This window comes from Chitinophaga japonensis, assembly GCF_007830125.1.
In the GTDB taxonomy this organism is placed as follows: Bacteria; Bacteroidota; Bacteroidia; order Chitinophagales; family Chitinophagaceae; genus Chitinophaga; species Chitinophaga japonensis.
Window position 1 is genome coordinate 1,938,534 of sequence record NZ_VLLG01000002.1, and the last position, 21,410, is coordinate 1,959,943.

Below are 21,410 nucleotides of genomic sequence, written 5' to 3' on the forward strand. Positions count from 1 at the left end.
TTTAACCCTGTAAAAGTAAACAATTTTAACAGTATGCTAACTATACCTGCCTCTTTCGTGCTAGTACCCGTTCCTGCAATACTTCGTATATTGCACCCCCAATTGTCTTTTATATTATGGCGAGAAAAAAACTGAATAAGCAGGATGCACTGGACTACCATTCGCAGGGACGGCCCGGAAAGATCGAAGTAGTATCCACCAAGAACACCAAAACACAGTGGGACCTGTCAATGGCCTACTCGCCAGGGGTAGCGGAGCCCTGCAAGGAAATTCACCAGGATGTAGAGAACGTTTATAAATACACTGCCAAAAGCAACCTGGTAGCCGTGATCAGCAATGGCACCGCTGTGCTGGGCCTGGGCGACATAGGCCCCGAGGCCAGCAAACCGGTGATGGAAGGAAAAGGCGTGCTGTTCAAGATATTCGCCGATATAGACGTGTTTGACATAGAATTGAAAAGCAGGGATGTAGATGAGTTTGTACAGGTGGTGAAAGCGCTGGAGCCTACTTTCGGGGGCATCAACCTGGAAGATATTAAAAGCCCCGAATGCTTTGCCATAGAAGAGCGGCTGAAAAAAGAGCTGAAGATACCGGTGATGCATGACGACCAGCACGGCACCGCCATCATATCCGGGGCGGCGCTGCTGAATGCGCTGGAGCTGGTAAAAAAGAAGATCGACAAAGTAAAGCTGGTGATAAACGGGGCCGGCGCCGCCGCTATGGCCTGCGTAAAGCTGTACGTAGCCCTGGGCGCCAAACCGGAGAACTTCATTATGTTCGACAAGGACGGGGTGATCAATAAGGATCGTACGGACCTGACCGATATGCACCTGCAGTTTGCCACTACTTCCAAAGTAACCGACCTGGCGGCTGCCATGAAGGGAGCCGATGTGTTTGTGGGCCTTTCCGTGGGCAACGTGGTAACGGCGGAAATGATCAAGAGCATGGCCAGGCACCCTATTGTGTTTGCCATGGCCAACCCCGACCCGGAAATAGCCTATGAAACGGCCATCCAGGCACGCCCGGACATTATCATGGCTACCGGCCGTTCCGATTATCCCAACCAGGTGAACAATGTGCTGGGCTTCCCCTATATTTTCCGCGGTGCGCTGGATGTAAGGGCCACCCAGATCAATGAAGCCATGAAGCTGGCCGCCGTGCGCGCGCTGGCAGACCTGGCCAAGGAGCCGGTGCCGGACATGGTGAACCTGGCTTATAACGAACGTAACCTCTTCTTCAGCCCCCACTATATCATTCCCAAACCGCTGGACCCCCGCCTGCTCTGCGAGGTGGCGCCGGCCGTGGCCAAAGCCGCCATGGAAAGCGGCGTGGCGCAAAGGGCCATCACCAACTGGGATGCCTACCGCGATGAGCTGAACCACCGCCTGGGCCTGGACAACCAGTTGTTCCGCGTGATCGGTAACAAGGCGCGCAAAGACCCGCGCAAAGTGGTGTTTGCAGAAGCAGACAGCCTGAAGGTGCTGAAAGCCTCGCAGGTAGTGCGGGATGAGGGCATTGCCCATCCCATACTGCTGGGCAATGAAGCCAATATACGTCGCCTGGCGGAAGAGAACGGCATTGAGCTGGAAGATACTGTGATCATCGATCCCAAGAGCGATGAAATGCGGGAAAAGCGCCATCACTTCGGCGATCTGTTCTTCAAAAAGCGCCAGCGAAAAGGGTTCAACAAGTATGAAGCCGGCAAGATCATGCGGGAGCGCAACTACTTTGGCTGCATGCTGGTGGAAACCGGCGAGGCCGATGCCCTGATCTCCGGCCTTACCCGCAAGTACCCGGACACCATCCGCCCGGCCCTGCATGTAATAGGCATGGAGGAAGGCGCCAAAAGGGTGGCCGGCATGTACATTATCAATACCAAAAGAGGGCCGCTGTTCCTGGCAGACACCACGGTGAATTTCAATCCCACGGCGGAAGAGCTGGCGGAGATCACCATCATGGTGGCCAGGGAAGTACGGTTGTTCAATATTGTACCGCGTATTGCCATGGTGTCTTATTCCAATTTCGGCTCCAGCCCCACCCCGGAAGCGCAACTGGTAAGCAAGGCCCGGGAGCTGGTCAAGAAAATGGACCCCACCCTGATCGTGGATGGCGAGATACAGGCCGCCATGGCCTTTAACCAGGAGATACTGCGGGACAGCTATCCTTTCTCCGAGCTGGTAGGCGAGGAGGTGAACACGCTGATCTTCCCCAACCTCAGCGCCGGTAATATCGCCTATAACCTGCTGCAGGAAGTGGCCGGTTTTGACGCCATCGGCCCCATACTGCTGGGCATGAAAAAGCCCGTGCATATCCTGCAACTGGGCAGTACCGTGCGGCAGATCGTGAACATGGTGAATATCGCTGTAGTGGACGCGCAGCATAAATGCTGCAAAGAGGATGGCGTTGCCAGAAAGAAAAGAAAATAATGATGCGGATATGCAAAGTATCTCCCGCAAGAAAATATTCTTCCCGCTCAACCCGGCTTTCAGGAAATACCTGAAGCTGTATGAGCGGGAACTGAAGCTACCGGTGTCTTACGAGGAGCTGCGGTATTTTGAGAGCGGCTTCCCTGTGTACGACAAGGAGGGGAAGGATACTTTGTGGGAAACCGTGTTGTACCCGCAAAGCATGATCGGGCAGTTGCATGCCGGGCTGAAGCGCATCTATTCTTTCCTGAAAGCGGGCGGCGACCAGGGGGCGGAAGAGCACCTGCATATTGAGCGGATCGACTACTGCACATTCGGGAACTCACATCCTTTCCGCATCAAGATCGTCAATAATTACAACGAGGTATACGATTATTTCTACATCAAGATAGCGGACGCCTCCCGCATTTATGGCCTGGAGCTGGAGCACATTCTTTCACCTTACTGGATGAATTTCCTCGTGGACGGCAACACCCTGGTGGAAGAGCATATTGCGGGCGTGCCGGGCGACCAGTTCATCCTGCATTACCTGCACCGGCCGGAGTTCAATCCAAAACGTATAGCCAAGGAGTTTGTAAAGTTCAATGAGCGCTGTTTTGTGCGCCTGCTGGGCGATATGCGTTCCTACAACTTCGTGTTTGACATTACGCCGGACTTTGATGATGTGCAGTTTCGCATACGCGCCATTGATTTTGACCAGCAGTTCTACGAAGGCAAGCGCACCCTGTACATGCCGCAGTTCTTCAAGGAGAACCGGGTATTTGTAGAGCTGGCCATGAAGCACCTGAACGCCGAGGTGGTAAAGCAGTACCAGCAGGAGGAACGCGCGCTGATAGCCCGCCGCATGAAAGTGCTGCGCCACCGGATCAAGGACCTGCGGGACGTGATCATGACAGACTATGTATCCTTTCCTGAAAAGATACAACAGCTTGGGGAAGAGCTGGCCCAGTACTATGAAGACCCGGTATTTGCCAAATGCAGGACCATGGGAGAGATCATTGAAAGAAGCCTGAAGCGTCTGCTGGTGAAAAGCCTGAAATAAATAGCTCACCAATTTTACTATCTTTGATCATCTATGGAATTCAGATTTTTCTATCATTTCGGTTCCTATTTGCTGATGCTGAAGGGCATGTTTTCCAAACCGGAGAATCCGCGTATGTATTGGAAGCAGCTCATGCAGCAGAGTGTGGATATCGGCATCGGCTCCCTGGGCATTGTTTTCATCATTTCCCTGTTTATGGGAGGCGTTACCACCCTGCAGACCGCCTACCAGTTGGTGAGCCCCATTATTCCAAAAGCTACCATTGCCCAGATCGTCAGGGATACCATCATACTGGAGTTTGCGCCCACGCTTACCTCCATCGTGCTGGCCGGTGTGGTAGGCTCCAAGATAGCTTCTGAGCTGGGCAATATGCGCATCTCCGAACAGATAGACGCCCTGGAGATCATGGGGATCAACACCAAAGGTTACCTGGTGCTGCCCAAGATACTGGGCGCCCTGCTGATGATACCCTGCCTGGTGGTCATAGCCGGTTTCCTGGGTATCTGGGGCGGGAAAGTGGCCGGCGTAATGGCGGGCATTATTTCCAACGACGAGTTTATGAAGGGCCTGCGCCAGGAGCTGAGGATCTATAACATATTCTTTGCGCTCAGCAAATCGTATACTTTCGCTTTCATCATTTCCAGTGTGTCCGCTTATTATGGCTATAATGTGAAAGGCGGCGCACTGGAGATCGGTAAGGCCAGCACCACGGCCGTAGTGGTCAGTTGCGTGCTGATACTGTTCGCGGATTATGCACTGTCGGCAATACTGTTGTAAACAGTTCCATGGAACTATATCAAACTTATGATCGAGCTTCAAGATATTAAAAAGGGATTTGGCGATAAACAGGTATTAAAGGGTGTATCCGCTACCATGGAAGCCGGCAAGGTAAATCTTATCATTGGCGCCAGCGGCAGCGGTAAAACGGTGCTGATGAAATGCATCGTGGGATTGATAACGGCAGACAGCGGCAAGGTGCTGTATAACAACCAGGATTTTACCGCGATGAACGAACAGGACAAAAAGAGCATCCGCCAGGAGATAGGCATGCTGTTCCAGGGCTCCGCCCTGTTTGACAGTATGACGGTAGAGCAGAACGTGATGTTCCCGCTGGATATGTTTGGCGTAGGCAGCTACCGCGAAAAGAAAAAGCGCGTGCTGGAGTGCCTGGACCGCGTGAACTTGAAGGACGCCGCTCGCAAGTATCCTGCTGAAATAAGCGGCGGTATGAAAAAGCGGGTAGGCATTGCCCGGGCCATTGTGCTCAACCCTAAGTACCTGTTCTGCGACGAGCCCAACTCCGGCCTGGACCCGCAGACTTCCCTGCTGATAGATAAGCTGATCAAGGAGCTGACCCTGGAATATAACATCACTACCGTGATCAATACGCATGATATGAACACCGTGATGGAAAGCGGGGATCACATCATTTATATGTTTGAAGGGCTGAAACAATGGGAGGGCAGCAACGAGGAGATCATTTTCGCCAAGGATGAGCGGCTGAACGACTTCATTTTTGCATCCGACTTCCTGCGGGACGCCAAGGAAATGCGCCAGATGGAGATATTCCGGGACAAGAACTGGCGGGACCGGCTGAAGAAACCGGAATGAAAATTCCAAAATCCAAAGTCCAAACTGAAAGCACAGGTCCAGACTAAAAGCATACTGCTTTCCCTTTTGACTCCCTTTCAATGCCTGGAATTTGGATTTTGGTATTTGGAATTTAGATTTTGGTATTTGGGATTTGGAACTTTATTTTTGTTCACCAAAACCGATAAAACAATAACAGTAAACTTATAAACCAAGCGCAATGAGTGTTTTACTTAATAAGCATAGCAAGGTCATAGTGCAGGGATTTACCGGTACAGAAGGTACATTCCATGCTACGCAGATGATAGAATATGGTACCCAGGTAGTAGGCGGTGTTACGCCCGGTAAAGGAGGCTCCAGCCACCTGGACCGCCCGGTGTTCAATACGGTAAGTGATGCTGTAAAGGCCACCGGCGCCGACGTATCTATCATATTTGTGCCCCCTGCATTTGCGGCCGATGCCATCATGGAAGCTGCGGAGGCTGGCATTGCGCTGGTAGTATGTATCACCGAAGGCATTCCCGTGCAGGACATGGTAAAGGCCAAAGCTTACCTGCAGGGCCGGAACACCCGCCTGGTAGGGCCTAACTGCCCTGGCGTGATCACCGCGGAGGAAGCCAAAGTAGGCATCATGCCCGGTTTCATATTCAAAAAAGGCCGTATAGGCATCGTGTCCAAATCCGGTACGCTGACCTATGAAGCGGCAGACCAGGTGGTAAAAGCCGGCCTGGGTATCTCTACTGCCATCGGTATCGGCGGCGACCCCATCATCGGTACGCCTACCAAAGAGGCGGTGGAGCTGCTGATGAACGATCCTGAAACAGACGGTATCATCATGATAGGAGAGATAGGCGGCAGCATGGAAGCAGAAGCCGCCCAGTGGATCAAGGAGAACGGCACCAAGCCGGTAGTAGGCTTTATTGCCGGCCAGACCGCGCCTCCGGGCCGCCGTATGGGCCACGCTGGCGCCATTATTGGTGGTGCGGACGATACCGCTGCTGCCAAAATGAAGATCATGGCTGCCTGCGGCGTGCACGTGGTGGAAAGCCCGGCCAATATCGGTAAAACCATGGCGGAAGTGTTGCAGAAGGAGCTGGTGGGCAAATAATCCTCCCGGAAATAACGATTTCTTAATACAAGCGTGCCCCGGTACTTACTGTATCGGGGCACTTTTTTATACATGATTTGCCGTTAATGCGCTTCAAAAGTATGTTTGCCAAGTTCTCCGCTGCCACGGTGCCAAAGTAGCCGCTCAATGACAGGACAGGCTGAAAGAATTCCATGAAGCCGGCCGGCAGGCCGCTGCATAGGTAAGTGAGGAATGGGGCCGGAAATGCTGTTACCGGGGCCATTTTCAGAAAAATAGGAAAATAATTGCAGGAATCCTATAGGGCGCAATACCCCCGGGAACAGAATGAAGCGGCGGACCTGCCTTGTGGGGGACGTCCGCCACCGGTATCATCCATCAAGGGCAAACAACGGGATGCTTGTAAAATTAGGAGTAACACCTACAGCAGACAATCCCATAATCAGGTGGGGACCATCACATAAAAGGGGGATTGTTCGCCGGGTTCAGGATCTTGGCAATCACTTCTCCCTTTGAATTTACACCCAGTTTTTTGTACAGGTTCTTGATATGGTGGCGTACCGTTTCCACGGAGATATCCAGTTCAGAGGCGATCATTTTGTAGCTGCCGCCGTGCACCAGCCGGCGCAGGATGTCCTGTTCCCGCCCGCTGAGCAGCGCCTCGTAATTGACCTGCTGCACCGCTATCAGGTCGTGGATGATCTTTTGTGTAATGCCTGCAGACAAGGGGAAACCATTGTTCAGCAGGGTCATGATCGCATGTACCACCAGTTCCGCATTCATTTCGTTCTTGAGGAAATAGCCCCTGATACCGGATTTCAGGTAGCCGATCACCGTTTTCAGGTCCTCGCAGTCAGACAGGCCTATGATTGCGGGCCGCAAATCCTGCCGGTGCCCCATAAAACGCTGCAGGGCCGTTGCGCCATAGGAATCAATGTCCACAAACAGCAGCAGGTTGTTACCGAACCGGTTTTTTAAGGTGGCGGTCTGAAGCAAAGCCGTGTGGAAGCAATGCTGCCGCAGGTCCGGCAATGCGCCTGTAAGGATGGTATGGTAATGGGCATCAGCAGTGAGGATAACCGGTACCAGGTGCCGGCCATGATCAGGAGTTGAGGGTCCATCCTGGATTTGAGACAGATAGTGCATACTCAATCAGCGGGTGTGGTGGGAGTAAACATGCATTCTTCTACAGGTAAATTTATGCTAATGCAACGAAACGCCCATAAAAAATATTATGGGTATATTACCGCAAAATATACTATCCCATATGCGCTTGTTAACTTTTTTAGGGGTCTTTGTACTCACCATCTTTTATATACCCGTTATGGCCCAGAACAACTATTCAAATCAGTGGAAAAAAGTAATGGAGCTGGATAGGAAGGGACTGCCCAAATCTGCGTTGGAAGTAGTGGATGCTATTTACCGGCAGGCCCGGAAGGACGGCCGGGAGGCGCAATTGGTCAAAGCGCTCATATTCAGGATGAAGTATAGCGAAAGCACTGCGGAGAACGGGGCGCTGCTGAACCTGGAGGAAACGGACAACGAGATACAGCGCTCCCGCGGTACTTTGCGGGCGCTGCTGCAAAGCATGAAAGCGGAAATGTTATGGCAGTACCTGCAGCGGAACCGTTACCACATTTATAACCGTACCGCGCTGGCGGGCGATACCAGCGCGGATATCAGCACCTGGGGGCCGGACCGGCTGCACCGCGAAATATCCGGGGCTTACCTGGCCTCGCTGGAAGATCCCGCTGCCCTGCAAAGCACAAAACTTTCGGAATATGACGATATTCTTGTAAAAGGCAATGCCCGCGCCCTGCGCCCCACCCTGTACGACCTGCTGGCGCACCGGGCTTTGGATTATTTTAAATCCGGGGAGAACAGGTTCTCCCAGCCGGCCGGCCTGTTTGAGCTGGATGATCCCCGGGCATTTGCGCCGGCGCCTGTTTTTGCCGCGCACCGGTTTGCCGCCACGGATTCCAGCTCCCTGCAGTTCATGGCCCTGCTGTTGTTGCAGGACCTGCTGCGCTTTCATGAAAAGGGCAACCGCGCCGCCCTGCTGGATCTGGACCTGGAGCGCATCCGCTACGTATACCAGGTGGGTGTGATGGCAGATAAAGAAGAGCTGTACGTGAAAGCGCTGGAGCATATGCAGCAGTCCTATGCGCAGGAGCCGGAAGTAACGCAGGTTATGTACCTGCTGGCGCAGTACTATTACCAGGAGGACCAGCAGGCAGGGGATACCGGTAAAGCCGGTATGGCAATCCGCGCTGTAGCCTTGTGCAAAGAGGCCATAGAGCGGGCGCCCAATAGCTATGGTGCAGGTAATTGCCGGCAGTTGTTGCGGCAGTTGGAATCCGTTTCCCTGGAGCTGGAAACAGAGCTGGTAAACCTGCCGGAGCTGCCTTTCCGTTCGCTGGTCACCTACCGGAACCTTGGTAAAATATACCTGCGCGTTGCCCGGATAGATGAAGCGTTCCTGCAGCAGTTGCGCAATGCGCAAAGCGATTACCGGGACACTACCCAGCGTTACTGGCGGCTTATCATGAACCGGTCCGCCGTGAAGCAGTGGGAGCAGGCCCTGCCCAATCCCGGTGACTACCGGCAGCATGCAGTGGAAATAAAAGCAGACGCCCTGCCGCTGGGACACTACCTGTTAGTAGCTTCCACCACGCCCCGGCTGTCTTTGAAAGAAAGCATACTGGCGGTGCAGTTCATCCACGTATCCCGCATCAGCTACATCAGCCGCAGTAACGAGTACCGGGTGCTGGACCGGGAGACCGGCGCCCCCTTACAGGATGTTACATTGCGTGTATGGGAAACTGTTAGGAACAACCGCACCGGGCTGGTAGACGATAATAAAGTAACACAGACCGCTGTTAGCGACAACAATGGCAAGGTGACGCTGCAAACACCGGACAATAACCGGGGCCGCAACATCCGCCTGGAATGGTCCCTGGGTAAGGATACTCTCTTCCCGGATAACTTCAAATATTTGTACCGCTACCATGCCGCAGAAGATGAGGAAGACGAGGATGATCCGAAGAGCTTCCTGTTTACCGACCGGGCCATTTACCGGCCGGGGCAAACAATATACTTCAAGGGCATACTGGTAAGGTCGCATAAAAAGAACAGGACCAGCGAGGCATTGCCCGGTTTCAAAACCAGGGTGCTGCTGCTGGATGCGAATGATGAGGAAATAGACTCCCTGGAAGTGACCACCAATGACTATGGCGCTTATAATGGCAGGTTCACGCTGCCGGCCGGGCGGCTGAACGGCAATTTCAGCATAGAAGACGATGAGACCGGAGGCCGCGTCAACTTCTCCGTGGAGGAGTATAAACGCCCTAAATTCTACGTGGAATTTGATACGGTAAAAGGTAGCTATCGTGTGGGCGATACCGTTAGCGTGCAGGGGAAGGCGCTGGCTTATGCCGGTAACAATATTGACGGTGCGCAGGTAAAGTACCGCGTGGTGCGGGAGGCGCGCTATCCTTACTACTGGATGTTCTCCTACCGGCCCATGCCCCCTGTTGCCGCCCGGGAAATTGCGCACGGAGAGCTGCAGACAGGCAGTGATGGCGGCTTTACCATCCGCTTTGCCGCGCTGCCGGACCGGCAGGTAGATCCTGCGCTGAAGCCCATTTTTACCTATCGTATTTATGCAGATGTAACGGACCTGAATGGCGAAACCCGTAGCGGGCAGCAACGGGTAGCCGCCGGTTATCAATTGCTGGAAATAAAGCTGGATATGCAGGAACAGTTGCAGGCAAAAGACCTGGAGCAGGTGCAGGTGCAAACGGCCAACCTGAACGGCGCTTTTGAGTCGGCGGCCGTAAGGATGCGCCTGCTGCCGCTGCAACATCCCGGCAGGCTGATCCGCCCGCGCTACTGGAAAGCGCCGGACCAGTTTGTGATGAGCAAAGAAGAATACCTGCGTTATTTCCCGCTGGACGTGTACAGGGAGGAAGATAAGCCGGCCAGTTGGGAGCGTAGCGCCCCCGTGCTGGAAAAGGCATTTACCACCGTGGAGGACAGCAGTATCGACCTGTCTGCCAGGGCATTAACCCCCGGCTGGTATGAACTGGAGGTGAATGCTGAAGACCGTTTAGGCGGCACCGTTACACAGAAGAAAGTGTTTTACCTGGCCAACGCAAAGGCAGACCGCCTGCCTGCCCCTGCCTACTTCCGTGCGATGTTGGCCAACCGGTCCTATGAGCCGGGACAGGAGGCAGCGCTGGTGCTGGGCACTACGGTACCGGAGTTGCATGTGTTAAGGACCGTGGAACGCGAAGATGAAAAAACTACAGATGATTTTGTGAAGCTTGCTGCCGGCCAGCGCCCGTTCACCTATACCGTAACAGAAAAGGACCGTGGCGGCCTGCGTTTGCAGTATACCACCGTAAAGGATAACCGGGTGTTTAGCTGGTCGCAGCGCATACAGGTGCCCTGGAGCAACAAGCAGTTAAACGTATCTATCGCTACGCACCGCGATAAGCTGTTGCCGGGTGAAACGGAAAAATGGCAGGTGCAGATAAAAGGCCACCAGAAGGATAAAGTAGCCGCGGAATTGCTGGCTACCATGTACGATGCATCGCTGGATGCCTTTGTACCGCACCGCTGGAGCCTGCCGGATCTGTATCCCGTTTTCACGGGCGGGCAGGACTGGGAAGAGGTGGATAACTTTACCCGGGTGCAGTCCTTTAACCGCTATCCGCCGGCAGACCCGGTGCAGGACAGCGCGATCACCTATGACCGCCTGAACTGGTTTGACGGGAGCGGTGACGCCCGCCCCCTGGTATCGGTTAGAGGAATGGCTACCCGCCAGGCGCGTGAAGAAGTAGTGATGGCCTATGGAATACAGGAAAAAGCGCTGGCGGGAAGGGTTGCAGGTGTACAGGTAGCCCCCGCGCCACCACCTCCTGCCGGTAACCAGGCTGCCGACCAGGCAGCGGCGGATGATGATGCCGCGGCTACCCCATCTCAGCAAAACATTCAGCCCCGTAAGAACTTCAATGAGACCGCCTTCTTCTTCCCGGACCTGCGTACCGATAAGGACGGGAATGTGATGGTGGAATTTACCGTGCCGGAAGCCCTTACCCGCTGGCGATTCATGGGCCTGGCCCATACAAGGGACATGGCGTTGGGCTATGCCGAAACCAGTATTGTAACACAAAAGCCATTGATGGTGCAGCCCAATGCGCCGCGCTTTATGCGGGAAGGTGACCGGATGGAATTCAGCGCCAAGATCAGCAACCTGGCAGACAGTACACTGATAGGCCAGGCCCGCCTGGAGCTGCTGGACCCCGCCACCATGCAGCCGGTGGACGGCTGGTTCCAGAATGTGTTCCCCGTACAGCATTTTACCGTACAAAAGGGGCAAAGCACGCTGGTGACCTTTCCGCTGGAAATACCTTATAATTATAACAGCGCCCTGCTGTACCGCGTGGTGGCGCAGGCCGGCCCCTTCAGCGATGGCGAGGAGAATGCGCTGCCGGTGCTCACCAACAGCATGCTGGTAACCGAAACCCTGCCGCTGGCCCTGCGTGGCGATGGCGCCCGCCAGTTTACCTTCGACAAGCTGCTGCATGCAGATACCTCTGAAACCCTGCGGCAGCATGCGCTTACTGTGGAATTTACCGGTAATCCTGCCTGGTACGCCGTACAGGCATTGCCTTATCTCATGGAGTACCCGCACCAGTGCGCAGAGCAGGTATTCAACCGCTACTATGCCAATGCGCTGGCTACCCATATGGCCGTCGCCCTGCCGGGCATGAAAGCCGTGCTGGACAAGTGGGCGCAGCAGGATACTTCCGCCCTGCAAAGCAACCTGGAAAAGAACGAAGAGCTGAAGGCGGTGCTGCTGGCACAAACGCCCTGGGTGCTGGAAGCAAAAAATGAAAAGGAGCAGAAAGCGCGTATCGCCCAATTGTTCGACCTGCAGCGCATGAGCGGCGAACTGTCGCATGCGCTGGACCAACTGCAGCAACTGCAATTGCCCTCCGGCGCCTTCCCCTGGTTCCGCGGCATGTGGGAAGACCGCTTTATTACCCAGTATATTATTACCGGCCTGGGCCGCCTGCAACAACTCGGTGCGATGAACGCCGGCCAGGAAGCAACGCTGCAGGAGCTGACCAGCAAAGCGCTGTCCTATCTCGATACGCAGGTGGACAAGGACTATCACCGCCTGCTGCAGTCAAAAGCAGATATGCAGCAGCAGCACCTCGGCAGCATACATGTGCACTACCTGTATATGCGCAGCTTCTACAAGGACAGGCCGGTGCCGCAAAAATTCCGGGCCGCTTACGATTACTATTTATCGCAGGCTAAAAAATACTGGCTGCAGCAAAACCGTTTCGTACAGGCCATGGCCGCCCTGGCGCTGTACCGCAACGATGATGCAGTAACGCCGGCGGCTATATTACGATCGCTGAAAGAGCATGCCATCACCAGCGATGAAATGGGCATGTACTGGAAAGCGCAATGGGGCTACTACTGGCACCAGGCCCCCATTGAAACACAGGCCATGCTGATAGAAGCATTTGACCTGGTGGCCAGGGACACGGCCGCCGTGGATGCCATGAAAACCTGGTTGCTGAAGAACAAGCAGACCAATAACTGGCATACTACCAAAGCTACGGCCGATGCGTGCTACGCCATGTTGCTCAGCGGCAATAACTGGCTGGAAGCCAACCCGCAGGTGACCATCCGACTGGGCGCGGAAACCATTAGCAGCGCCACGCAGCAAACGGAAGCCGGCACCGGTTACTTCAAGCAGCGCATACCGGCCAGGGAAGTGCAGCCCGCCATGGGCAGGATACAGGTATCGCTGCAAGACAGCCAGGGCCAGCCGGCCTGGGGCGCGGTATACTGGCAGTATTTTGAGCAGTTGGATAAAATAACCGCCGCACAAACGCCGCTGTCATTGCAGAAACAGTTGTTCATACAACGGGATAGGGAAAAAGGCCCGGTGCTGACCGCCATCGCCGCAGGCAACGAGCTGAAGATAGGCGACAAGGTGAAAGTGCGCATTGTGCTGCGTGCGGACCGGGATATGGAATACATCCACCTGCGGGATATGCGCGCCGCTTGTTTTGAGCCGCTGAACGTCATCAGCGCCAATAAATGGCAGAATGGGCTCAGCTACTATGAAAGCACCAAAGATGCTTCCACGGACTTTTTCTTCAGTTACCTGCCCAAAGGCACGCACGTGTTCGAGTATACCTTGTATGTAACGCACGAGGGCCGGTTCTCCAACGGCATCAGCACTGCGCAGTGTATGTATGCGCCGGAGTTCAGCGCGCATAGCGAAGGGGTGAATGTGAAGGTGGTGAAAGAACAGTAGTGAGAATGTAAAATGTAAAATAATAAATGTAAAAGTTGGCAGCGGAGTATAATAAGTACAACAGAGATGTTACGTAATGCATATCCTCCAACTTTTACATTTGAAATTTTACATTTAATATTTTACATTTTCTCATGGAATTTGACTACCTCATTGCCGGGCAGGGCATTGCCGGCACGCTGCTCAGCTACAGCCTGCTGCAGGCCGGGCAGCGGGTGCTGGTGATAGATGAGCATAAACCCAACAGCGCCTCCCGCGTAGCGGCCGGCGTGATCAACCCGGTATCCGGCCGGCGCTTTGAAATGGCCTGGATGTACGACCAGTTATACCCCTTTGCCGTACACACGTACCGGCAGTTGGAACAATTGCTGGGCGTGCCGGTTTTCAGGGAAAGGGATATCTGGATGGTGCTGCCCTCTGAACAGATGCGGGCCGCTTTCCAGGCTAAAACATCGCAGGGCGCGGCGCGGCAATACACGCAGCCGGCCAATGCTGCACTGTGGGAGGCCTGGCTGCACCAGCCTTACGGGGCGGCGCTGGTAAAAGGAGCTACCGTGCTGCTGCAGCACCTGCTGCCGGCCTGGCGGGCATACCTGGAAAGCCGGCGGTGCCTGTGGCCGGAACGGCTGGCGCCTTCCCTGCTGCAGGTGAGCGATAGCGGGGTGGCCTACAAGGGTGCGAAGGCCCGGGCGCTTATTTTTTGCGAAGGCGCGCAGGTTACCGGGAATCCCTGGTTTGGCCCCCACCTGCCTTTCCTGCTCAACAAGGGCGAGGTGCTGAAAGTGCATATCCCCGGCTTCGATTCGGAAAATATCATCAAAAGAAGCATTACCCTGGTGCCGCAGGAAAAGGAAGTGTACTGGGTGGGCTCCACCTTTGTATGGGACTACCCGGACGAGCTGCCCACGGCCGGGAAAAGGGCTTTCCTGGAGGAAGGGCTGCAGCAATTGCTAAAAGTGCCCTATACGGTGCTGGATCAACTGGCCGGTATACGCCCCTCCGGCAAGGACCGCCGCCCCATGATGGGCCTGCATCCCCAGTACCCGGCGCTGGGCGTGTTCAACGGGCTGGGCACCAAGGGTTGCTCCCTGGCGCCCTATATGGCCCATGCGCTTACGCAACACCTGCTGCATGGGAAACCCCTGTTGCCGGAAACGGATATTAAACGATATTTTAATGGGTGAGGGCCTACAAATGCAGGCGCTATGCTGTATCTTTGCCCCCCTAGTAAACAGACAAACTTAACAGACCGATATGTACAGAACGCATACCTGTGGTGAACTTAATATAGAGCATACAGGCCGGCAGGTCACCCTGGCCGGCTGGGTACAGACCGTTAGAAAATTTGGCAGCATCACCTTTGTGGACCTGCGCGACCGCTATGGCATTACGCAGTTGCTGTTTGGTGAAACCCTGAATCCGAGGCTGGACCAGGCGCCCCTGGGCCGCGAATTTGTGCTGCAGGTGACCGGCACCGTAACAGAGCGTTCCAACAAGAATAAGAATATCCCTACCGGTGATATCGAGATCACCGTGAGCGATTTTAAAGTACTGAATGCCGCCAAAACGCCTCCCTTTACCATACAGGATGATACGGACGGCGGCGATGAGCTGCGCATGAAATACCGCTACCTGGACCTGCGCCGCAACGCGGTAAAGCAGCACCTGGAGCTGCGCTACCGGGTAAACAGGTCGGTACGCAATTTCCTGGACAGCCGGGGCTTTATGGATATTGAAACCCCCTTCCTTATTAAGTCCACCCCGGAAGGCGCCCGGGACTTCGTGGTGCCCAGCCGTATGAACCCCAACGAGTTCTATGCGCTGCCCCAGTCCCCGCAAACCTTCAAGCAACTGCTGATGGTGAGCGGCTATGACCGGTATTACCAGATCGTGAAATGCTTCCGGGACGAGGACCTGCGGGCCGACCGCCAGCCTGAATTTACCCAGATTGATTGCGAAATGAGCTTTGTGGAGCAGGAAGATATCCTGAACACTTTTGAGGATATGATGAAGCATGTGTTCCGGGAGATCAGGGGCATCACCTTCAACGAGCCTTTCCCCCGCATGACCTGGGACGAAGCCATGGAATTTTACGGGAATGATAAACCGGATATCCGCTTTGACATGAAGCTGGTGAACCTGACCGGCACCGTAAAAGGCAGGGGCTTTAAAGTGTTTGACGAAGCGGAGCTGGTAGTGGCCATAGCAGCCAAAGGCTGCAGCGAATATACCCGCAAGCAGTTAGACGAGCTGACGGAGTGGGTAAAGCGTCCCCAGATAGGCATGAACGGGCTTATTTATGTAAAATATAATACGGACGGCACGCTGAAAAGCTCCGTGGACAAGTTCTTCGACGAGGAGCAGCTTAAAGCATGGGCCGCGCAGTGCCAGGCCCAGCCCGGCGACCTGCTGCTGGTGCTGGCCGGCCGTGAAGAGCGCACCCGAAAGGCCATGAGTGAGCTGCGCCTGGAGATGGGCGAGCGCCTGGGACTTCGCAACAAAAACGAGTTTAAACCGTTATGGGTAATAGATTTTCCGCTGTTTGAATACGCGGAGGAGGAGCAGCGCTGGGTAGCCCGCCATCACCCGTTCACCTCCCCCAAGCCGGACCAGCTTGGGCTGATGGATGATCCCTCCAGGTACGGGCAGATAAAGGCCAATGCCTATGACATTGTGCTGAACGGAACGGAAGTAGGCGGCGGATCTATCCGTATCTTCCAGCGCGACCTGCAGGAAAAAATGTTTGCCGCCCTGGGCATGAGCCCCGAAGAAGCGGCGCATAAATTCGGTTTCCTGCTGGGCGCATTTGAATATGGCGCGCCCCCGCATGGTGGTATTGCCTTTGGTTTTGACCGCCTTTGCGCTTTATTGGGAGGCAGCGAAAGCATCCGTGATTTCATTGCCTTCCCCAAGAACAATTCCGGGCGGGATGTGATGCTGGATGCCCCCAGCGGAATTGATCAGGCGCAACTGGATGAACTGAAAATTGCCCTGGTAAAATAAAATTGGCACAGCTTTCGCAGCAGGCACGTGCTTTTTTGATAAACGATCCCCTTTGATGCCTAGTGAAACATACAGGGTGTCAAAGGGGATTGTCACAACAGGAAAGCATATGGAATTCTGATTTATATTATATAAATTTGTAAATTGAATACAACTACAAAAAATTATACTGCTATGGGAGGCAAACAACTACGCAGCCGTGTGGTATGGTTTTGTGCAGTGATATTTTACCTGCTGATGGGGCATACCGCGCATGCCCAGCAGTACAAGAAGCGTTACCTGGACAAGTTCCAGGCGCTTTCTATACGGCTTATGAACGAAACCGGCATACCCGCCAGCGTAATACTGGGCGTGAGCATGCTGGAATCCGGTATGGGCACCAGCAGGAACGCCCGGCTGCTGCATAACCATTTTGGCATAGTAGGACGCAATACGCTGGCCAAGCGGCACCCTACCTATCGTTCCAGGTACAAGGAATATCCTTCGGATTCCGCTTCCTTTCATCACTTCGTAAAGATCCTTTCCAGGAAAAAATGGTATGCGCAATTGCAGGGCAAACCGGAATACGCTGTCTGGCTGCAGCATATGAACCACAGCGGCTATAGCACCGCCGGCCAGGAGTGGATAAAAAGGGTTACCAGCCTGATTAAAAGATATAAATTATATAAATTGGACGCCCAAATGGGATTTGTGAAAAATTCTTAATTACTGGGAGTGTAACACCAATAAGTGAAAGAACAAACATGCCTGCCAACAATAGGTCTGCACATCCTTTTTATATCATTGCCGGCACAATGGTATGCCTGCTGGCTTTGTCGTCCGTCAATAACAGCTTCTCCCTGCAGGGCTACCGTTTTCGCAAAGTAGACCTGCTGGCAGATATTAAAAAAGAGATACCCGCCCGCATCAGTAAGCAGCGCCCATTGGCGCAAAAGCCGGCCCCTGATACCTTGCATGCCACGGACTCGCTGCAGGCAGCGCAAATGCCGGCCCATACCCGCCCTTCCTACGATTTCATGACCTATACCGGTATACAGGAAAACTTTGACACGGCCAGCGCCGGCATGCAGCATTTCCTGCAGGCGTTGCAGGAGCTGAAGGAAGGAAAGCGGAGAAAAGTGCGCATCGCCTATTTCGGCGATTCCATGATAGAGGGAGACCTGATCACCAGCGACCTGCGCGACAGCCTGCAGGCCATTTTTGGCGGCGCTGGCGTGGGTTTTGTGCCGGTTACTTCCATCGTGGCCGCTTTCAGGGGCACCATCCGGCATACCTTCTCTGATAACTGGACAGACTACCACTTTAAGAATAATCCCCCGGAAGATGTGCTGCTGGGCCTTTCCGGCCACGCTTTCTTCCCGGAAGCAGAAAGCTGGGCAAAATATAGCCCCGTGCAAAAGCGCCGGCTGGACCGGTTTAAAAGGGTGTCTGTTTTCTACGGTCCCGTAGCCGGCAACTGTAACGTGGCCATTAACAATAAAGTATACACGCTTACCGGTACTGCTCCGCTCAACGAGCTGTCCCTCCGGCAGGACACCCTGCAAAGGTCCGTGCTGCTGCAATACGCCGGCGGCGAGCCCCTGCCGTTCTACGGTCTTAGCTTTGAAAGCGACACCGGTATTTATGTAGATAATTTCTCTTTCCGGGGCATCAGCGGGGTGGAGCTGGGCAAGCTGCGCAGCCGTATGTTGCAGCAGATGCAGCGCAGTCATCCCTATGACCTGGTGGTGCTGCACTACGGCGCCAATGTGCTGTTCCGGCCGGAAGCCACGGATTATTCCTGGTACCAGCAGCTTATGCAGCGGGTGCTGGCCTCCCTGCGCAGTAACTGGCCGCGTACTTCCTTCCTGATCGTAGGTACGGCAGACAAGGCCTATAAGAAAGCGGACCATTATGTAACGGCGCCCGGTGTGCCCGCGCTGCTGAAAGTGCAGCATGCGCTGGCGCAGGAGCATGGCACGGCCTACTGGAACCTGTATGCCGCCATGGGCGGTGAAGGCTCCATGACCCATTGGGTGGAAGGAGATACCATATTAGCCAATAAGGATTACACTCATTTTAACAGGCATGGAGCGGCCAGGGTGGGCGCGCTGCTGTATAAAGCGATAATGGATGAATTTAAGCAGGAGGTACACCCATATTCAGGGAGTTATTGACCGGCTGAGCAGGAAATATTTGGTTTACATAGGACTTTTGTTTGCCACAAAGGCGGCCGCACAGGGGCCCCAGCCTGCCGTGCCCAACGCTATACAACAGGACACGGCGCTGTACGGCTTCTTTGCGCAACTGGAGCAGGCAGACAGCACGGTAGTGAATGTATTGCACCTGGGCGATTCCCATATACAGGCGGGCTTTCTGCCGGTGGCCACCGGCGAGGCCCTGCAAAAGGAATTTGGTAATGCCGGCCGTGGCTGGGTATTCCCCTATAACCTGGCCGGCACCAATGGTCCGGATGACTACCGCTGGCATAGTACGGTAAGATGGAAGGCCAGCCGCGTCATAGACCGGCATAAGGAGGCCGAGTTGGGGCCGGGCGCTATTGTGATCACCACTACCAGCGCATCGCCGGCCGTGTCTTTTAGTGTGCGGCAAACAAAGGGCCCGGGGGACGAGGTGCATACGGCGCAGTTGTTCTATGATGCGGGCAATGCCGATTGCAGCGTAGTAGTGCCGGGCGCGCAGGTAATGGTTACACCTGGCCCCTTCGGGGGCTCTGCTACGCTGGGCAGGGCCACGCTGGAATTCCCGGGCACCGTGCAGTCTTTCCAGGCCAGGTGGGACGACAGGAGCAGCGATCCATTCCGGTTTTACGGGGCCATCCTGCGGAACGGTCAGAGCGGCATACTGTACCATGCCATTGGCATTAATGGCGCGCAGTACCAGCATTATATGGAGAGCGCCAATACCCTGGCTGCGCAGCTAGAGGTGCTGCAGCCGCAGTTGATCATCATCTCGCTGGGCACCAATGAGGCCTACGCGGGTTTAAGCGCCGCCGCATTTACGGCACAGATGGACAGCGTGGTGAGCATGATACAGGCGCAGCGGCCGGAAGCAGCCATCCTGCTTACAACACCGCCGGAGTGCATGCGCACGGTGCGCAGGCCTTACCGTAAAAAAGTGAATGGCCGCTACCGCACCTACTACCGCACACGCCACTATACCAACCCGGCCATTGCCATGGTGACCCGCGAAATGGTGAGCTATTGCAGGCGCAAGGGCCTGGCCTGCTGGAACTTTAACGCGCTGAACAAGGCCCGGGCAGATAGTTTCAGAAGTGGCTGGGCGCCGGATCATATCCACTTTAACGCCAGGGGATACCAGTTGCAGGGCAAATTATTATACGAAGCATTACACGAAGCATATCAGCAATACCTGGAACAAAAGCATGGAAAAGATAATTGATATCGACGTTCAGAAACTGTTGTCAACACTGCTGTACAACCCGGAAGACCCGGTATTGTTCAACAGTGCGTTCTTCTTTTATTTCTTCGCTTTGTTCCTGCTGTGCTACCTCCTGTTCTCCGGCAGTAAAAAAGGCCGGGTGTGGGTGTTCACGCTTTTTTCCTTATACTTCTTTTATAAGGCCTGCGGCTACTATGTAGGGTTGGTCATACTGTCCGCCATCGTGGACTTTAACCTGGCGCGGTGGCTACACCAGGCGCAGCGCAGGTCCCTGCGGGTGTTCCTGCTGGTGTTCAGCATAGTTGTGAACATAGGGCTGCTGTTCTATTTCAAGTACACGGATTTCTTTATCGGCATTATCAATGAAGTAACGGCCGGGCATATACGCCCTTTACACCTGCTGCTCCCCATTGGTATTTCATTCTACACCTTCGAGAACCTGAGCTACACGATAGATGTGTACCGGCGCGAGATACCGCCGGTAGACGATTTCATGGATTACCTGTTCTTCCTGTCCTTCTTCCCCAAGCTGATGATGGGCCCTATTGTAAGGGCTGCGGATTTTATCCCGCAGATATCGCAGCGCTATTACCTTACCGCGGAAGATATCGGCACCGGTATGTACCTGATCATCAGCGGGCTGTTTAAGAAAATGGTGATCTCGGATTTCATTTACCTCAACTTTGTACAATATATTTTTGACGATCCCTCGAAGCATACCGGGCTGGAATGCCTGCTGGGCGTATATGGCTATGCGCTGGTCATTTACTGCGATTTTTCCGGCTATTCGGACATGGCCATCGGTATTGCCCGCTGGACCGGTTTCAGGATACCGCCCAATTTTGAAACGCCTTACCGGAGCGCCAGCATCACGGAATTCTGGCGCCGCTGGCATATTTCCCTTTCCTCCTGGCTGCGCGATTACCTGTACATACCGCTGGGCGGCAACCGCAAGGGCAAGGTGCGGCAGTATATCAACCTGGCGCTGACCATGCTGATAGGCGGCTTCTGGCACGGCGCCAGTTGGAACTTCATTTTCTGGGGCGGCCTGCATGGCACGGCCCTGGCGCTGGACAAGGTGCGGCTTACCTGGCTGAAACGGTCCGGCATGGTGTTCAGCGGCTGGGGCGCCATACTGCTAAAAGGACTGGGCATACTGCTTACTTTCCATTTCGTATGTTTTTGCTGGATATTCTTTAAGGCCGCCACTTTCCATGATGCATGGGCGCTGATACACCAGGTGGCGTATGACTTTCAGCCGGAAATATGGAAAGAGCTGTACCTGGGCTACCGTACCGTGTTTGCACTGATGCTGCTGGGCTTTGGCCTGCATTTCCTTTCTGCATCCGGCGGGCAGCACGTTATGGAAAAGGCTTTGGCCCGTGTGCCGGTATGGGGCAGTGTAGCCATCCTGGTGATCTTCATCTGGCTGCTGATTCAGGTAAAGACCACACAACCCATGATCCCCATCTACTTCCAGTTTTAGCAGGTTGCAGGACAGGACTGTAATTTCTA

Annotated in this window: 13 protein-coding genes; 12 read left to right on the top strand and 1 reads right to left on the bottom strand. The window is 54.4% G+C overall.

The features are described from left to right. Window positions 1-116 precede the first annotated feature (116 nt). The 5 genes from LX66_RS08010 (at window position 117) to sucD (ending at window position 6,166) form a co-directional block, all read left to right on the top strand. On the top strand, window positions 117-2,426 hold the full coding sequence (locus tag LX66_RS08010) for an NADP-dependent malic enzyme (protein WP_145711580.1): 2,310 nt from the start codon (window positions 117-119) through the stop codon (window positions 2,424-2,426). A gap of 10 nt (window positions 2,427-2,436) precedes the next feature. Continuing rightward, window positions 2,437-3,468, top strand: coding sequence for a hypothetical protein (locus LX66_RS08015; RefSeq protein ID WP_145711582.1), 1,032 nt, complete (start codon window positions 2,437-2,439; stop codon window positions 3,466-3,468). A gap of 33 nt (window positions 3,469-3,501) precedes the next feature. Beyond that, window positions 3,502-4,245, top strand: coding sequence for an MlaE family ABC transporter permease (locus LX66_RS08020; RefSeq protein ID WP_145711584.1), 744 nt, complete (start codon window positions 3,502-3,504; stop codon window positions 4,243-4,245). Between the two features lie 27 nt (window positions 4,246-4,272). After that, entirely contained in the window at window positions 4,273-5,079 is an 807-nt protein-coding gene (locus LX66_RS08025; protein ID WP_145711586.1) for an ABC transporter ATP-binding protein, read from the top strand. A 199-nt stretch (window positions 5,080-5,278) separates the two neighbouring features. Then, window positions 5,279-6,166 carry a succinate--CoA ligase subunit alpha gene (gene sucD / locus LX66_RS08030; RefSeq protein ID WP_145711588.1) on the top strand — a complete coding sequence of 296 codons (888 nt, stop codon included), beginning with the start codon at window positions 5,279-5,281 and terminating at the stop codon, window positions 6,164-6,166. 435 nt (window positions 6,167-6,601) lie between these two features. Here the strand turns inward: sucD and LX66_RS08035 are convergent, their stop codons facing one another. Further along, window positions 6,602-7,291, bottom strand: coding sequence for a response regulator transcription factor (locus LX66_RS08035; protein ID WP_145711590.1), 690 nt, complete (start codon window positions 7,289-7,291; stop codon window positions 6,602-6,604). A 121-nt stretch (window positions 7,292-7,412) separates the two neighbouring features. Here LX66_RS08035 and LX66_RS08040 point away from each other — a divergent pair, with 121 nt between their 5' ends. The 7 genes from LX66_RS08040 (at window position 7,413) to LX66_RS08070 (ending at window position 21,381) form a co-directional block, all read left to right on the top strand. Then, window positions 7,413-13,490 (top strand): alpha-2-macroglobulin family protein, encoded by a 6,078-nt coding sequence (locus LX66_RS08040; RefSeq protein WP_158642571.1) that lies wholly within the window; start codon window positions 7,413-7,415, stop codon window positions 13,488-13,490. A gap of 134 nt (window positions 13,491-13,624) precedes the next feature. Continuing rightward, on the top strand, window positions 13,625-14,674 hold the full coding sequence (locus tag LX66_RS08045) for an NAD(P)/FAD-dependent oxidoreductase (protein WP_145711594.1): 1,050 nt from the start codon (window positions 13,625-13,627) through the stop codon (window positions 14,672-14,674). A gap of 70 nt (window positions 14,675-14,744) precedes the next feature. Next, window positions 14,745-16,493 carry an aspartate--tRNA ligase gene (gene aspS / locus LX66_RS08050; protein ID WP_145711596.1) on the top strand — a complete coding sequence of 583 codons (1,749 nt, stop codon included), beginning with the start codon at window positions 14,745-14,747 and terminating at the stop codon, window positions 16,491-16,493. A gap of 174 nt (window positions 16,494-16,667) precedes the next feature. Continuing rightward, the gene (locus tag LX66_RS08055; RefSeq protein WP_145711598.1) at window positions 16,668-17,198 is read left to right on the top strand and encodes a glucosaminidase domain-containing protein; all 531 of its coding nucleotides are present in this window, start codon (window positions 16,668-16,670) and stop codon (window positions 17,196-17,198) included. A 38-nt stretch (window positions 17,199-17,236) separates the two neighbouring features. After that, window positions 17,237-18,649 carry a GDSL-type esterase/lipase family protein gene (locus LX66_RS08060; protein WP_145711600.1) on the top strand — a complete coding sequence of 471 codons (1,413 nt, stop codon included), beginning with the start codon at window positions 17,237-17,239 and terminating at the stop codon, window positions 18,647-18,649. Window positions 18,650-18,686: 37 nt separating this feature from the next. Further along, on the top strand, window positions 18,687-19,895 hold the full coding sequence (locus LX66_RS08065) for a GDSL-type esterase/lipase family protein (RefSeq protein ID WP_158642572.1): 1,209 nt from the start codon (window positions 18,687-18,689) through the stop codon (window positions 19,893-19,895). Then, entirely contained in the window at window positions 19,879-21,381 is a 1,503-nt protein-coding gene (locus LX66_RS08070) for an MBOAT family O-acyltransferase (RefSeq protein WP_145711603.1), read from the top strand. Before LX66_RS08065 ends, LX66_RS08070 begins: the two co-directional genes overlap by 17 nt. Window positions 21,382-21,410 lie beyond the last annotated feature (29 nt).